The sequence below is a fragment of the Paraburkholderia sp. GAS348 genome (assembly GCF_050434205.1).
GTDB lineage: Bacteria > Pseudomonadota > Gammaproteobacteria > Burkholderiales > Burkholderiaceae > Paraburkholderia.
Genome location: NZ_JBNPVT010000029.1, coordinates 25,600 through 41,481, shown reverse-complemented (window position 1 = coordinate 41,481; position 15,882 = coordinate 25,600). Strand labels below are relative to the sequence as shown.

The window sequence follows — 15,882 nt, the reverse complement described above, 5'->3', positions numbered from 1 at the left end:
CCGGCCCGCAAATTGAATGGCGGTAAAATGCGTGTTTTCCGGAGCCAATATGGCAGAGACAAAAGCTACTCAGAGCGGTCGCGGGCAGTTCGGCCCGGACGATTGGATTCACGCGGCGCAGCGGGTTTTGCAGAGCCGCAGCATCGACGCCGTCCGCGTGGAAGTGCTCGCCAAAGAGATGGGCGTCACCAAAGGCAGCTTCTACTGGCATTTCAAGGACCGCGACGACTTGATACGGCGTATGTTGACCGCCTGGCGGGACGCAGCGACCGAACAGATCATCTTCCGCTTCGAAAGCCGCGGACTGTCTGCTCGCGAACTGATTCGCGACCTTCTGGCACTCCCGTTTCGCGGCGCGTCGGCCAAGGAAGCGGCGGCGACAGAATTGGCAATTCGGGCGTGGGCACGCCGGGACGACGCCGCGAGAAGCGTGCTGGATGAAGTCGACGCCAAGCGCCTGACCTACATCACCCAATGCTTTCGGGCTCTCGGATTCAGCGCGACTGAAGCGAAGTCTCGAGCGTTTGCGCTCTACAGCTACGAGCTTTCAGAATCGCTGCTTTCACAGCAGGGCACTGCGAAGCAGAAAGACGACCGGCGTGCTTTTATGGAAAAACTGCTGCTGACTCCGCTGAATGGAGCAGAGACGCCGTGACGATGTCCCGTCGCCGTCCTCGCGCCACCTGGACGGCGCAGGGGGCGAGTGGACCGGCGAACCGCCGTTCGTGTCAAGCGCGCTCTACTACCACTTCGCTTATCTGAAGTGTTGGCGCCAAGTCGGTGTAGTTGGCTACGTCATCCATGATCTCTTTCGCATGCGGCCCGAACGCAGCCTGAAAGGACTCAACCGAGTCGCAGAAAAAGTGGCACATGGCAATGTATGTTGGTGGTTGGCCGGGTGCACCGCCTGCAAGCCCTTTATCAACGGTGTAGTACAAACACGCTTCGCCCATGCGCTTCTTGAGCAATGGCATATGCTTGTCGCGGTAGTACTGGTGGTCGAAGCGGGCGCCAGGCGTGTTCGCGTACATGACACTAACCTTGATCATCATGGGTCTCCAAGTGGCAGAAAGTGTGCCCCCAAAACGTTGGGGTCCAACGCATGAACGATTTGCAACTGTCGTACAGCATACATCATCGTCGACAACGGCCACGGGCTGCCGGGAGACCATGCCTCGCGCGCGCCAGACGCGATCGGGCCTCGCCAACCAGTCACCTCCGGTAGTCAGCTCCGTGATCATGCCGAGGTAGCCAGCAAGGTCTTCAGGTGCAGGTCGATCTGCGCCAGACATTCCGCGTCGGTTCCAAAAAGGGCCAAGTGTCCGTCGACGCTCGCAATCGGCCGGAACTCGCTCCCTGGGATGAGTTTCTGCTCGGCCTCGCAATCCGCTGGCGAGAAGAACATGTCATGGCTGATCGGCATCACGAAGGTCCTCGCCTTGATGCGGCCAAGCGCGACTGCAAGGTCACCGCCTGTGTGCCGGCTCACGTCTCCATGCTGCCACTTCCAGGCCATGGCGAGCAGGTCGTTCGGGTCCATCGGCGCGAAGTAGCCGGTCATGAAGTTGTCGACGAAGGCTTGCATCGAATCGAAGCCGAGAGCCCTGTGGCGGCCGGCGCGGAAGAACTCCGTGCTCCAACCCATCACCGTCCACATCTTCGCGTGCCGCTTCAAGCCGGCCGCCACCTCGGCAGCCGTAGCGTAGTCGCCGCCCTTGAATCCCTGATCGGTGATGATTGCCTCGACCAGTGTTTCAACGAAGAGGGCGTTGTGCTCGGTGAGCTTCGCAGTTCCTGCGATAGGCGCCGCGCGAAGCACCATCTCCGGGTAGCGCACGGCCCACTCGTAGGTTTGCTGCGCCCCCATCGAACCGCCGACAACCAGCGCCAGCCGCGTGATGCCGAATTTCCCGGTCAGCAGCTGATGCTGCGCGCGCACGTCGTCGCCGATGCGCACCTTCGGGAAACCCGGGCCGGCTTGGTCCCAGCTCGTGTTGTGCGGCGAGGTCGACAGCCCGTTGCCGATCTGGTTGACGACGACGATGAAGTATTTCGTCGGGTCCAGCGCCCGGCCGGGTCCGATGTAGACCTGCTCAATGATCTTGCTGGTGCCTGAGTACCAGGTCGGGACAAGGATAGCGTTGTCCTTTGCTGCGTTGAGCGTGCCGTGCATGGCGACCGCAAGTCGGCAGTTGGGGATCGAACCGCCCTCTTCGAGCTCAAGCGTGCCGATGTCGATCAGCTCGTAAGGGCCGTGCCCTTCCGGGCCGTAATAGGTGTTGGTGATCATGACGATGCCTTGAAGTGCCGAATGGATAGGTGGTCGAACCTGCAAGATGCAGTCTGTGTGACGGGCGAGTGAAGTCAGCTATTCACACTCATGCGCGCGCCACACCCGGCTTCACGCCGCTCTGCAAGTCCGACCAGGCAGAGGTGCGGTTCGATCAGCTCATCGCAAAGCCGGGGTAGCCACTGGCCGCCAGTTCGTCGCATTGGCGGTGGTAATTGCCAACGCCGCCGATGTAGGACAGGAGGCGTCGTGGTTTGCCCTCCACGTTGGAGCCCATGTACCAGGAGTAGGTCTTGACCACTAGCGTGGCAGCGGCCGTCTCGTCATGGTGGGCGACCCATTGGTCCTCGAACGCCTGCGTGGCTTCGACGACCCGCTTGCCGTGCTTGCGCGCGTAGTCGATGCAGTCGGTGATCCAGTCCACCTGCTGCTGCAGGCATGTAGTCATGTTGCACAGCGCCGCCGAGGGCGCCAGCGGTGCACCGGTGGTAAACAGGTTGGGGTAGCCGTGAACCTGCAGCCCCATCGCCGTGCGAATCTCCTGCTGCCACTGCTCCCTGAGCGAGCGGCCACCACGCCCGCGCAGATCGATGCGGCTCAACGCGCCGGAGCCGGCGTCGAAGCCCACGGCCAGGATGATCACGTCCACCTCGTGGACCTTGCCGTCGGCCGTCCTGATGCCTTCGGGCACCACGCACTCGATGGGCGACTGGCGGCAGTCGACCGCCTCGACGTTGTCCTGGAGGTAGACCTCGAGGTACTTGTTCTCCAGCGGAACGCGGTGCGTGCCGAAGCCGTAGTCGGTGGGGATCAGCAGCTTGCACAACGCGGGGTCGTGATGCAGCCGCTCGCGCATCTTGCCGCGCACGAACTCCGACACGTCGTGGCTGACGGCCTCGTCAAAGAACATCTCGGCGAAGGTGGCCAGCCACATTGCCAGCGAGCCCTCCTCCCAGAACTCCTCCAGCACGGCGAGGCGCTGCTCGGGGGTCTTCTCGGCCCATGGGCCGCTCTCAAAGTCATAGTGAAAACCAGCAAAGGTTCCGCGCACCCGCTTCTTCAACTCGTGAAACTGCGCACCCCACCGGTCCCACTCGGCCTGGCTGTACTTGGGGTTCTTCATCGGAACCACGTACTGCGGCGTGCGCACGAAGATCTTCATCGAGCCGACTTCTGGGGCAATCGTCTGGATCACCTGGATACCGGTCGCACCGGTGCCCACCACCGCCACGCGCTTGCCCTTGAGGTCTACCGGCTCCTTGGGCCAGAGACCGGTGTGGAAAATCTGCCCCTTGAAGCTGGCCTGGCCGGGAAAGCGGTCCGTGAGTGGTGCGGACAGCATGCCGCAGCAGGCGACGAGGTACTGCGCGTCGATCTGCTCGCCCTTGTCGGTGGTGATGGTCCAGCGCTGGGTGTCTTCGTTGTAGTGGGCCGATGCGATGCGCGTGTTGAACTGGATATCCTTCTTCAGGTCGAGCCGGTCGGCCACGAAGTTGAGCCACTGCTCGGTTTCGGGCTGGGCCGGAAAACGCTCGCTGGGCTTCCACGACTTGTAGAGTTCTTCCGAGAACCAGTATTGGTAAACCTCGACCTGCGAGTCGAAGCGGGCACCCGGGTAGCGGTTCCAGTACCAGGTGCCTCCGACACCCGACGCGGCGTCGTAGGCCCGGACGGTAAGCCCCATCTCGCGCAGACGGTGCAACTGGTAGAGGCCGGCCACACCGGCACCGATAACGACGGCGTCGAGCCGGGTTACCCCATCGGCACGGTCTGGGTTGGACAGATTCGAAGAATGCGTGGGAGCGTTCATGGTGTTTGTCTCCTTGTTCCGGTCATTGCAACGACCGTGATGCAAGGATACGAACCGTGTCCGCGCAAATCTTGAACGGGTGGGTGAAAGTCTTGAACGAAAACGTGAGGCGGCTGGCGCGCACCGGTGGCGTTCAGGCGGTGCCCTGGCGGCGCAATGCTGCGGGCGTCACACCCAGCCTGCAGTTCATGACGCGTGTCATGTGCGCCTGGTCGGCAAAGCCACAGGCCGACGCAATCGCCTTGACCGGCATGGCGCCCTGCGACAGCAGGCGCCTGGCTCGTAATACGCGCAGCTCCATGATGTAAGCGTGGGGTGCCTTGCCGAACGACTGGCGAAAGCGCCGGCCCAGCGTCCACGTTCCCATTCCACTCATGCCAGCCAGATCCTCCAGCGTGATGCCCTCGTGAAGACGTGTTTCGATGTACTCGACGAGTCGGCGACAGAGAGCCTGCGGCAGCCCACCTTGATGGGCCGGTTCACGGTACGACACGCAAGCGTAGTTGCGCAGCAGATGAACAGCAAGCTGCGTGCTAAGAGCCTCGACGTAAAGCGCGCCACCAACCGCACAACTGCCAGCCTCCTGGGCAATAGTGTCGATAATACTTGAGACGACCGCGTCCTTCGTTTGCAGGAGATCGTGGAGCCGTACGTCCGCAATTGGACGCTCAAGCACATCGGCCGCGACCTTGGACACAAGCGAGTCGGAGAGGTAGGCGTGCGCGACTTCGATCTCGCCCGTCCAGTGCCAGTGCGACTCCTGGGAGCGGGTGAGCAAGGATATGTCACCGGGGTGGCAGTGGGTTCGGGTCCAACGCCCCTCGAAGCGGCGCTCCATGCGTGTGCTGCCGCGCTTGTAGGACACGATCATGAAGTCCACCATCCCCGGTACCGGCACATCAAGCGGCTCGTAGCGGTAGGCGCGTAGACCCACGCCGTTCCATCCGAGACCCTCGCTGGATCGCAGCAGTTCTCCGGGCACCCACTTAGGGAGTTCGCTGGGAGTGATGAACTGCCTCATATTTGACTCTCCGCTCGACGGGCGCCGCGATAGAGCGGCGAGTTTCTCTGATCCGGCGGATTGTCTCGCGCCGGAGCGCGCTTTCGATGATTAGAACCGCTGACGAATACCGACCCGAGCCATAACCTGCTTGCTGCTCGACGAAGGACCCGCGGCGTCCGGATTCGCGGCAAACTCCAGCCCGGTGCCCGCTACGTCGGAAGCACTCGCAACCTTGATGTAGCTGCCCTGAACATACACGTCGGTCCGCTTCGACAGGTTGTAGTCGGCTATCAGACCAAACTGATGGTACTTCGGCTTGGCGCTATTACCCGCCGTGCCATCGTACGAAGCCTGGGTATAGGTGTACATGCCGCCCACGAAAAACGACGGCGTAAACTGATACTTGGCGTTCACCTCGAAGTTGTTGAACTTGAGCGACGATGCTGCACCGAGTGTCGGGCTCGGGGTCAGGTTAGCGTACTCAGTCGCCGTTGGTTGCGACAGCTGCGTATGGGTGTACACGAAGGTGAGTGTTGCAGAGGCAATCGTGTAGTTGATGCCCACTCCGAATACGCGCTGACGAGCCGCAGTCCAACTGCCATCGGCGCCGCTCGAACCGAGATTCGCAACGGCCCCGGCGGAGCCATTATTAGGGCTATCGACGTTCAGGTATGCAGCGGCAACGTTCAGAGGGCCATTGATATATTGTGCGCCTACGCTCTGCGCACGGTTGACCGCGAAATTGGTTGAGTTGCTGAAGGCATATGCTCCACCGAACGTGAAGCCCGCATAGTCGACGCTGGTGTACTTGACCGCATTGTTGATACGAAACGAGTTGTCCGTGTTGTCATTGTCATAGGGGTGCGAGAACATTGCGCCGCCCCAGTTACCGTTGGCGGTCAGCGGAGCCAAATAGTCAACAAGGGAATCGTATTGGCGGCCGAGCGTAAGCGTACCGATCGTTGTGCTAGCCACACCGACGTAAGCCTGACGGCCAAACTCTTGCCCTTCCTGCGCAAACTTGCCGTTGTTGACATTCAAACCGCTTTCCAACCGGAAGATCGCCGATAGACCGCCACCCAGGTCTTCCGCGCCCTTCATGCCCCAGCGCGAACCTTGCGCGTCGCCGCTTGACAGGGCGTAGAGGCTGTGCCCCCCAACGTTATTTGTATAGTCCAGCCCTTCGTCGATGAGGCCATACAACGTGACGCTGCTTTGCGCATGCGCAGCGCCAGCCAACGCGCTCAAAACACCCAATGCAATAAGCGATTTTTTCATCGAAGTTCACTTTAGATTAAGTAGTTGAAATGTCCCTTCCATATACGTCGTACTACTACATAATTTGAGCTTAATGAAAATTGATGCGCACACCTGTTCTGAAGGTCGGCGTGCCGGTTCGCCGCCTACGGTCGAACTGCTCCCGGCAGACCATGGCCAGCGTTCACCCGATTGACCCGAGCGAATCCTTCAGGTGGAACGGCTCCGCCTCCGCCGCAAGCTGGGGCCACGGCACCACGTGTTCCGTCCCACTCATCCAACGTACGAGATTCGCTGACCATTTAAATAACCTGAATAGGTCCGCTTTCTCCTAGTAGAAATTTCTAACAAAATCCAAAACTTTCCGATAGATTTTCCGCATGACAGAACAGACCAGGAAAAACGAGGCCGTGCCAACAATCAGGACCACAGCCACCGCAGCCGGCCGCGGCGTGATCTCCTCGCGAATGTCCTCCAGCATCAGGAGAGGCAGCGTCTTCATCGAAGATGAATTCAGGAACAGAGCCACGTCTACGTCATTAAAGCCAATCAGAAAGGCAAAAACGAATCCGCTGAGGATGGCCGCTCCAAGTAGTGGGACTATTACAGTCCGCAACACGACAGGTGCCGTCGCGCCGAGTGAGGTCGCCGCGCGTGACAGGGATGGATCGAGCCGGGTGAGAGCAGCCCCGATGACGAAAATCGGATAGGGCAAGCCCATGACCGCGTAAGCGCTGATGAAAGCCAGCGGAGAACCGATGAGTCCCAGCCTTGCTGCCAGATAGAACATCGCTACCGCCATCACGATCGGCGATATCACAAGCGGAACCGCACCGTTGACAAACACGGCGAAGCGAAGCTTTGCCGAGAGTCGGGCGCCGCCAAGTACGGCCAGCCCTCCTGCGACGGTGGCCAGAGCGGCTGATGTCAGTCCGATGAACAAGGACTGTAGCGTGGAATCAACCCACTGAGCGGAGCTCAGGTAGCTGGTGAACCACTTCGCCGACAGACCAGGCGGAGGAAAGGAAACAAAGGGCGCCGAGCTGAAGGCCAATGGAAACAGGATGAGCAGCGGGACGATCAGCAGCATGAACGTGAAGCTCGCGATGGAAATGGCGATTGGCCATCTAAACCTCGCTAGCCTGCGCACGACACGTTCGATCGAATGGGCAACAGCCCCGTAGAAACGCTGCATCCCCGATTTCAATCCGGACGACGGGCTTACCGACTGCTGCGCCGACGTCGAACTCAACGCCAGGAGCAACGGCGACATGCACGCAGAGGTAAGCCCTCCTACCAGCACGAGTAGCACAACAGCATGGGCGGCGGCACCCGATTGGTCTGCGAGACTGTTCACACGGACCTCAATCGCCTGACTGAGGAAATACGTCCCTGGCGGCCCAAGCAAGGCTGGCGTTTCATAGAAACCGAGAGAGGTCATGAATACAAGCGCACAACCCGCAATCACGCCTGGTGCGGCTAAAGGTAGAAAGACTGTGAGGAAGGCCGTAACCGGGTCGCTGCCAAGACTCTGAGCCGAGCGCCTCAGGTCCGGGGGAACACGACGCATCACGCTGTAGGCCGGCAGGATAAAAAGCGGGAGCTCGACCTGCACCATCGCGACAATCATACCCAGATGGGTATAGGCAAGCCGTACCGGCTGGTCGATCAGGTGCAAACTCAACAGTGCCCCGTTCACCAGGCCGTTGTTTCCAAGCACGACCACCCATGAGTAGCTTCGTATCAACGCGCTAACGAAAAACGGTCCAGTGACTGCGAGCACCGTAAGTGTGAGCAGCCAAGGCCGGTTGATTCGCGCCATACAATACGACGTTGGCACACCAAGGCATAAGCACCCAAGCGTCACCCAAACGCTATTGACGACCGTGGAGAAAAAGATATGCCTGAAGGCGCCGCCCAACAGCTCTTCGTAAGCGCGCAGCGACCAGCCTGCAGAAGAGTGCACGCTATCGAGCAATGTCCCGGCGACGGGAATCCACAGAAACACTGTCACCAATAATGCGGCCGGAAGCAGCAGCATATAGGGGCGTCCCGCCGGAAACAGGCGGGACAAGGTTTTCTCTAACGCCGGGTGTTGCATCGTTGACTGGTGATTCACGAACTCTTCTCCTGTTGACCGGCCATGTAACGATCAGCTTTGCAACCACTTTTCCCAAAGCTGCGTCGCTAGCGTTTCATTGCTGACGCCAGGTGACGCCTCGGCTGCCCACCACTCGTAATTTGTGGCCAGTTGCAAGTCCCGAACGGCTGGCGCCGAAGGCATCTGACTAATCCGCTCGGGCGTCATGTGGGCAAACGCGCGGCTGTTCGTCGGCCCATAGTTAATCAAAGTGGCGAACTCAGCCTGGCGATCTGCCCGAGTCGCGAAAGCAATAAATTTCATGGCGTTTGCCGCGTTGGCGGAGCCCTTCGGGACAACCCAGTGATCCCAACTGAGAATGCCATCCCTCCAGCTAAATGCGATCTTTGCACCCTTAGCCTGCATGTCGCTAACGCGCCCGTTGTAGGCGCTGGCGATGGTGGCGTTACCGTCCACCAGCATCTGCACAGGTTCGGCCATACCTGACCAGAATCTGGCCATGTCCGGTTTGATCCGGTCCAAACTCTTGAACGCACGTTTCCAGTCGATCGGATAGATTTTGTCGTGAGTCACGCCATCCGCCATTAATGCAATCTCAAAGGTACCCCCGCCGGGGAAAGCGCCTCCGTCGGCGAGCGTGCGCTGGCCGACGAACAACTTCGAATCCCAGAAGTCCTTCCATGTGGCAGGCGCGCGAGACTTCGCAACACTGTCTGCGTAGGCGAGAACGATCGATCCGAATAAGGACGGAACGCCATACGGGTGGGCCGGCACCGGTTTTAGCGCCGCCAGGTCCTGCGGATCGAATGCCTTAAAGTCTATCGGCAGAAGCAGATTGCTGCGGCTGAATTCCGGCAGCTTCGCTCCCGTCAGGTCGACTACGTCGGCAACGGGAGAACCCGCAAGCACGCTCGCTTTCAGCTTGCCCGGAAGCGCATAGGGCACGAGGTCTACACGAATACCCGTTTCCTTTTCGAACGGTTCGAAATATGCCTTGCGCTGCGCGGCGCCCCACGCCCCACCTCCGTCGGTGATGGTCACCGAGCCGGCGGCGGCCCATGACGACATGGGTAGCACAGCGCTGGCCAATGCTGCGGCACCACCCTTCAGAATATCTCTACGCGTAAGGCCTTGATGCTTTGAACTGGATTCCATGTCGCCCCCCTATTTATGTAGCACTTCGAACAAAAATGCATCTTCCGGCCGCCAGCCAACTCGAACCGGCTCGCCGACTGAGCGCCCACTGGCACCCGACTCACGGGCGACTAGCGTGCTTCCGCCTTGCAGAGTCAGATGCACAATCGTGCTTTCTCCGACGTACAATACGGCCGCCACGCGGGCGTCAATGCTCCAGCCCATGGGGTGCGCGCCCGACGCTGTAATCTTCACCAGAGCGGGATTGATTGCCATCTCGGCTTTGGCGCCCGGTGAGCTCGGCGTGCGGTCATGCCACTGCCCCGGCAAACGTGCTCCGTTTTCGTCTTCGAGATACCATCCGTCGGCCGCCGATCCACCTGCGCGACCATCAAGTACGCTTGCGCCTGTTAGAAACCGCGCAACGAACGCCGATGCGGGCCTTGCGTAGATACTGACCGCGTCCCCGACCTGCTCGAACCGCCCCTCATTGAGTACACCGATCTGATCCGCTAGCGCTAATGCTTCCCGCTGATCATGAGTGATGTAGATGATCGTCGCGCCGAGCGATTGCTGGAGCTGCTTGATTTCCACTTGCAGGTCATCGCGCAGGGATTTGTCCAGTGCGGCCATAGGCTCGTCCATCAGCAGCACGTCCGGCTCCGCAACGAGGGCTCGCGCCAGCGCCACCCGCTGCTGTTGCCCGCCGGAAAGCTGGGTGATGCGCATATCGGCATATCCGCCCAGCCGAACCAGTTCAAGCATCCGGTTGACCCGGGCGTGGATGGCACGGCTCCGGATACCCTGGCGTCGAAGCGGATAGGCGAGGTTTTCCGCCACGTTGAGGTGCGGAAACAGGGCATAACTCTGGAAAACGACCCCGACCTGCCGCGCGTAAGCGGGAACGCCAACCACGCTACGCCCGCGAATTCGGATATCGCCACTATCCGGTCGCTCAAAACCGGCGATCAGGTTCAGCAAGGTACTTTTGCCGGATCCGCTTGGGCCCAGCAAAGCGAAGAACGATCCGGAATCCAGTTTCAGGCTGATTTCGTCAAGGACCGTTTTATTGGAGAAATGCTTGGAGACACGATCCAGCAGAATCTCGGAGCCGAGCACAATTCGTTGCCCGCCTGCGTCGGGCTGCGAGGCCTGCGTCGGCTTTGCAGCGTCAATGTCGGTACTCGAACGTCGAGTGCGACTGATGAGCCCGAGAATCCCAGCTCGACGAGATCCGTTTGTCGCCGGACATGCGCTGCGCTCATCGGTATCGCTGAGCGGCAAATCTTTACTGATCGAGTTCATAGGTCAATGACTGTAAGGAACCAGAGGAGCAAGCCGATAAGAACCATGTGACAGATCCTCAATTAAGGTAGTCGCGCGCGGATTCCACCCAAGTTCGCTCCGGGCGCGCTCGGACGAAACGTGCTGATCGAGAGACATTAATGCCATCAACTCTCCCAGTCGTGCACAGGCTTCCTGCTCTGTCCACGATCCGACCGATATCTTTGGCCCGAACGACTGAGCGATCGTTTCGGCAATAACCTTCATGCTGACTACATCTCTCGAGCCCGCGTTAAATGCGCCGTAAGCATCTTCAGCAAGCAAGGCGCGAATATAGAGGTCGGCAAGATCGTCCACGTCGACTGTCGACCAGCGGTTAGTCCCATTCCCGATCGTACGGGCGGTCCGGTCCTCGATTGCCTGATTGATCAAGGTGACAAGGAAACCGCCCGAGCGCCCGTAGACCAATGGCGGACGCACGACTACGCCCCTGACATCGCGTTCCCTCAGGCCAATTACGAACCGGTCGTGTTGCAGACGAAATGTGCGTAACGGATGAGGGTGCTCGACAGGCTCATGCTCATCGCGCGGCTCGTCGCCGGTGTGGCCATATACCGGCGTCGCGCTGGTTGCGATAAACGGCTTACCGGTTCCTTCCAGCGCCTGCCCGATAGCCGTGATCGCGGCCCAATCGAGCTTCTGCATATGAAAATCGTGTTGAGCCGCCATGTGCATAGCCGCGTCAGTCTGGCGGACCGCCTTCCCGATCGCGTCTGCATCGTCGAGCGTACCTTGCACCCACGCCAAACCAGGACGTGCGGGCATAGCCGACCGGCTAGAGGGTCGCGCTAAAGCAAGGACATCAATGCCGCTATCCAGCAACTTTTCCAGAACTACCCGGCCCATGTAACCGGTAGCACCTGTCAGGAATACTCTCATCAGATGGTCCCCAAATTAGCGAAACGTCGTACGAAAATGGCAGACCAATTCAATGCGACACGGCGCGGAACACGGGAGAATCAGGCAAACGCAGGCGTTGCATCGCACATGCGTCAATCTCGTCGATAGTCGATGCACGGTTCAATGCGTCAAAGTAAATGAGGACTGACCCAACACCCGCGGCTCCCTGCATGTAGCCTGTTTGCGTGGTAAGTAATTCCGGTAACGTGCGATGCTCGGCCTGCGTCCACCGCAGGCCATCATCGTCATCGATTCCGCGCTCAAGGATGTTGTCGACCAGGCGCTGGGCGAAAGCCAGATAAGACGGTGCATCGCTGCGGCAAAGCCCCCTCGCCAGTACATACAGATCCAGAAAAAATTCGGCGACGCCCGCGGAGCCACAGCATATGCCGACATTGTTCCAAAGCCCGTCTGTCGCGGCATCGGGAATCCCCGTGCCGACAACTGCTTCCGCGAGTTGGAATAGCCGTTCCAGCCAGACGGCATCGCCCTGCGTTTGCCACAAACGATAGTAGAAGCGACCGGTTCCAACTGGGCCGTGGCACCAGCCAAGATAAAAGAGGTCCGGCGTGCAATTCAGCGAATGGCAGATAAGACCGTCATGGCGAGCAACGCTATGGAGGTAAGCTGCCCCAGCGAGCGCGGCGTCGAGGAACGCTTTGTCGCCTGTCTCCTGATACAGCGTGAGGAGGAAGTAGCCAGTCCCCGCCGCGCCGTGCGCAAAGTTGGGGTGCACAAGTCGCTCCCTTTCCTCCCATTCCCAGCGCAACCCACCGCCATCCGGAATCGCGAGTTCCAGCAAGCGACGCCCACTGGCTATGGCGAGTTCTCTCGTTACGGGAAAATCCATGCATCTGGACAAGGCCAGAAGAGTGATCCCAATGCCTGCGCTTCCGGTAGTAATGTCCCGAACGTCGCTCCACGCGACTCCAGCACCGCTCTCCTGCGCCGCATCAACAATCAGTTTTGCGACTCTTCTTGCGCCCTCACCATAGCGGGCATGTCCAGGTATTGCCTGTAGTTGCGACAGGAGCACACCAACTCCGCCAATCCCGAAATACAATCCGGGCTGATCGTCGACCCTGAGGTTGCTGTACGAACTTTCGTGCCGCCGTTGCGTATCCAGTTTGGCCGGAAGATTCGCAACAAGATAATCGGCCGCTTGTCTGGCAAGTGCGAGATACGCGTCAACTTTTGTCTGCTGGTACAGGCCTAAGTAAAATAAGGCAACGCCTGCCCCCCCGTAGTAAACGTTGAGCTGCTCTTCGGGCGGAAGAGTGCCATGGGCCGGCCAGTTGATGCCCGTTGTATGGATGCGTTTCTGCGTTTCGAGCCAACGATGAACCTTAAGCGCAGCATCGAATGCCGACGTGTTTGTGGACATGGTCATTTCGTTCCGAATCATCAAGTTTCAGATGGGCCACCTACCCTGCCCTTATGCCTCAACTGCATTGCCTGGACCGGCGTCCTACACACAACAAGATCTGCGCGCGGTCCCAAACGCTGTTCCTCCCGGTCTCCTTGAAGAATGACACCCAATCAGCGCAGACAGAACAGCGCACAAGTGTGCATATGCTCACACAAAAGCATTCCCTTTGCATAGTGACCATTTCGCTGCTTACCCTGAGTGACTTCCCGGTCGTTTGCCGTTCCCAACCGGCTTCCGCGATCAGAAACTTCGCGTTCAAGTGCCCGGTGTCCAGTTCCGTGACCCCGCACGCCTATCTAACAACGCCAAACCTCAATAACCTTGAGCCTGAACGCGAACGACTCGCTACCAAATCCTCGCGTCGCTTCAATTGTCTGGCTAGAGGGTAGCCACCGCTTCCGTCAAGTCCCGACGATCGGCCGTCTTGATAGGTGAATCGCTTCGCACAATCGATCTTCCCGCACAAAGCCCGTCGATCTCAGTCTCGCAAGCCGCCACACCTCGCTCATTCATGCTTTGAATTCTAGCTCTGGTGTTCGGGAAAAAATTTCTGAAGAAAAAACCGAACGTAAGTTATTTCGAAAGTCGCTTCCATCGTTAAGCTAAGTTGTAGAATTTTCTTCCACACACCATAAATCTAAGCGAACGTTTTCGCAGGACCGTTTCTTGAGTGCGCCGATCGAATCAGCGCAATGGCCCACAGGCATTTCCTCAATTGCAGTCGCGCGTCGGCGTTCAGTGGGTCTTGTGCGTGGATGACGTCGATGGGGGCATGCTTACGCTCCCTGCTTCAGTTGGGCGATGGACCAATGAGCGGAAACAAGAATGCAATCGCAGGGTCGCATGTAGCTCCTCGCTCTTCGACCCTGTTTCGCGTGATGATCGAGCCATTTCCCATGGTCGGCCTCTGACGTCCACCTGACTGCCCGGATGAGCCGATGGATAAAAGGTAGCAGGAAGGAGAATTTAGTCGTTGCCGGCGAGCGCAAAATGAATTGCATCACCGTGCAACCGCGCGGATTCGCCGGGGGGCACCATTGCAAACGATGATAGGTCCCGCGGTTTTTAAATCCGCACGCTCTGGACTCCAACGATGCCGGTATGCCTCGGATCGAGGCCAAAGCGACTGACTATCCAGCTTGGACCGAGGCCATCGGCAAGCGGGCGGCGCAGGTTTGCGATCCGCGGGTTCAAGGGAAGGCGAAGAAAATAACGCCTAGTTGGCGACAGCGTCTCCCGAACGAGTCGAAGCACCGGATACGTGCGCCAGTCCATTCCGCGAATCTGGCGTCGATTCCACTGCCCGGGATCGAACCGCATCGGATACCTCGGTCGACTTGTCATCGGCGTCGGTGTAGTTCGGCGGCGCAGTTCCGCTACCCAGCAAATAGCGACGTCGTTGCGTGTAAGCATCACGGACAAACGTGTACTTATCCAACGCTGCCTGTGAAAGCACATCTGTCGCGCCGAGAAGGTCAGCTCGAGTACTGATGAAGTTCACGCCGAATAGGGGCACGCTGACGTCAGCCTGCAGGTAGCTCGTGGGCGTGGTGAAATACGAGAATATCCAGCCGGTCGAGTCGCGAAGGGAGCTTGGACCAAACAGTGGCAGTACGAGATAGGGACCAGAAGGCACGCCGTAATGCCCCAACGTCAGGCCAAAATCCTGATTGTGCTTTGGCAGACCGGCAGGGGTTGCCCAGTCGAGCAGACCGCCAATCCCGAAGGTCGAGTTGAACGCAAAGCGCATCAGATCTTCGGTGGCGTCGGTAACCTTCAGTTGCAGTGCATCGTTCGAGAAGTTTCCGATATCACCGATGTTCGAGAAGAAATTCCTTATCGCTGTGCGAACAGGGCTCGGTGTTATCTTCGTATAGCGCACGGCCACTGGGCGTGCGACGTACGTGTCCACGCGATCGTTGAACGAGAATACCGCTCGATTCATTGGCTCCAAGGGGTCGCCTGGCGTCCGATCGAAGCTGGACGCGCAACCGCATAAGCCGATGATGCTCGCCAACACAATACCGAGTTCCAGGGTTCGGACCTTCCATCTTGCTTGCATCGCTTCCTTTCCTTCCGTTCCTATCTCTCGAGTCGCCCCGACGTCCGCACAAAAGTCCGATCGTAACGGCCATCCTCAGATGTTGCCGACCGCTGATGCAACACCAGGGCGGTGCGAGGTTTCGCCTGTTGCCGCACGGGAAAGTGCGCAAGTCATCGGGTGTTCGGCGGTTCGCTAGCGGAACTGAAATCGCCCTGCTCACAAGGTCACTCGCGCACCGAGTTTAGCTAGCAAGGACGTTCTGATAAAGATGCCACCGTAATAAACAGTGTTGTTCTGCGACGAACAAAACGATGTACGTGGGAGCCCGCATGAAATACGTGCAGGGACGTCATCAACGTCGAACCGGCGAGTGTCGCCTGCGCCTGCGCTGCGCCTTCAGCACAAAATCTCAAATCAATTTCACCTGAACACAACTATGGACCACGCATAGTCGTGGTCCCGTTTCCACCGATGCATTGTTTCAATGTTGACTAGAATTTCTTACGAATGAAGTTGTTTTCATGTGCGAAGTCTGTCGCTATTCTTCAGTCATCGATCACAATTTGATCG

The 15,882-nt window shown here is 58.9% G+C and carries 12 protein-coding genes; 1 reads left to right on the top strand and 11 read right to left on the bottom strand.

All coding sequences use genetic code 11. The annotated features are described in order from the left end of the window. Positions 1-16: 16 nt before the first annotated feature. Positions 17-655, top strand: coding sequence for a TetR/AcrR family transcriptional regulator (locus P3T22_RS29745; protein ID WP_429326902.1), 639 nt, complete (start codon positions 17-19; stop codon positions 653-655). A 73-nt stretch (positions 656-728) separates the two neighbouring features. Here the strand turns inward: P3T22_RS29745 and P3T22_RS29740 are convergent, their stop codons facing one another. The 11 genes from P3T22_RS29740 to P3T22_RS29690 all read right to left on the bottom strand — a co-directional run bounded on the left by P3T22_RS29740 (position 729) and on the right by P3T22_RS29690 (position 15,330). Continuing rightward, entirely contained in the window at positions 729-1,049 is a 321-nt protein-coding gene (locus P3T22_RS29740; protein ID WP_063500713.1) for an EthD family reductase, read from the bottom strand. A 188-nt stretch (positions 1,050-1,237) separates the two neighbouring features. Next, positions 1,238-2,290 carry an alpha/beta fold hydrolase gene (locus P3T22_RS29735; protein WP_429326901.1) on the bottom strand — a complete coding sequence of 351 codons (1,053 nt, stop codon included), beginning with the start codon at positions 2,288-2,290 and terminating at the stop codon, positions 1,238-1,240. A gap of 154 nt (positions 2,291-2,444) precedes the next feature. Beyond that, the gene (locus P3T22_RS29730; RefSeq protein ID WP_429326900.1) at positions 2,445-4,100 is read right to left on the bottom strand and encodes a flavin-containing monooxygenase; all 1,656 of its coding nucleotides are present in this window, start codon (positions 4,098-4,100) and stop codon (positions 2,445-2,447) included. 133 nt (positions 4,101-4,233) lie between these two features. Beyond that, positions 4,234-5,121 (bottom strand): AraC family transcriptional regulator, encoded by an 888-nt coding sequence (locus P3T22_RS29725; RefSeq protein ID WP_063499122.1) that lies wholly within the window; start codon positions 5,119-5,121, stop codon positions 4,234-4,236. A gap of 90 nt (positions 5,122-5,211) precedes the next feature. After that, positions 5,212-6,381 (bottom strand): porin, encoded by a 1,170-nt coding sequence (locus P3T22_RS29720; RefSeq protein ID WP_429326899.1) that lies wholly within the window; start codon positions 6,379-6,381, stop codon positions 5,212-5,214. Between the two features lie 310 nt (positions 6,382-6,691). Next, complete coding sequence (locus P3T22_RS29715; RefSeq protein WP_429326898.1) at positions 6,692-8,479, bottom strand: ABC transporter permease; 1,788 nt, start codon at positions 8,477-8,479, stop codon at positions 6,692-6,694. A gap of 33 nt (positions 8,480-8,512) precedes the next feature. Then, complete coding sequence (locus tag P3T22_RS29710) at positions 8,513-9,616, bottom strand: ABC transporter substrate-binding protein (protein WP_429326897.1); 1,104 nt, start codon at positions 9,614-9,616, stop codon at positions 8,513-8,515. 9 nt (positions 9,617-9,625) lie between these two features. Then, the gene (locus P3T22_RS29705; RefSeq protein WP_429326896.1) at positions 9,626-10,900 is read right to left on the bottom strand and encodes an ABC transporter ATP-binding protein; all 1,275 of its coding nucleotides are present in this window, start codon (positions 10,898-10,900) and stop codon (positions 9,626-9,628) included. A 3-nt stretch (positions 10,901-10,903) separates the two neighbouring features. Continuing rightward, positions 10,904-11,818 (bottom strand): NAD-dependent epimerase/dehydratase family protein, encoded by a 915-nt coding sequence (locus P3T22_RS29700; protein WP_429326895.1) that lies wholly within the window; start codon positions 11,816-11,818, stop codon positions 10,904-10,906. Positions 11,819-11,867: 49 nt separating this feature from the next. Next, entirely contained in the window at positions 11,868-13,223 is a 1,356-nt protein-coding gene (locus P3T22_RS29695; RefSeq protein WP_063499116.1) for a lanthionine synthetase LanC family protein, read from the bottom strand. A gap of 1,261 nt (positions 13,224-14,484) precedes the next feature. Further along, a complete protein-coding gene (locus P3T22_RS29690) occupies positions 14,485-15,330 on the bottom strand; it encodes an MlaA family lipoprotein (RefSeq protein ID WP_429326894.1) in 846 nt (281 codons plus the stop codon). Positions 15,331-15,882 lie beyond the last annotated feature (552 nt).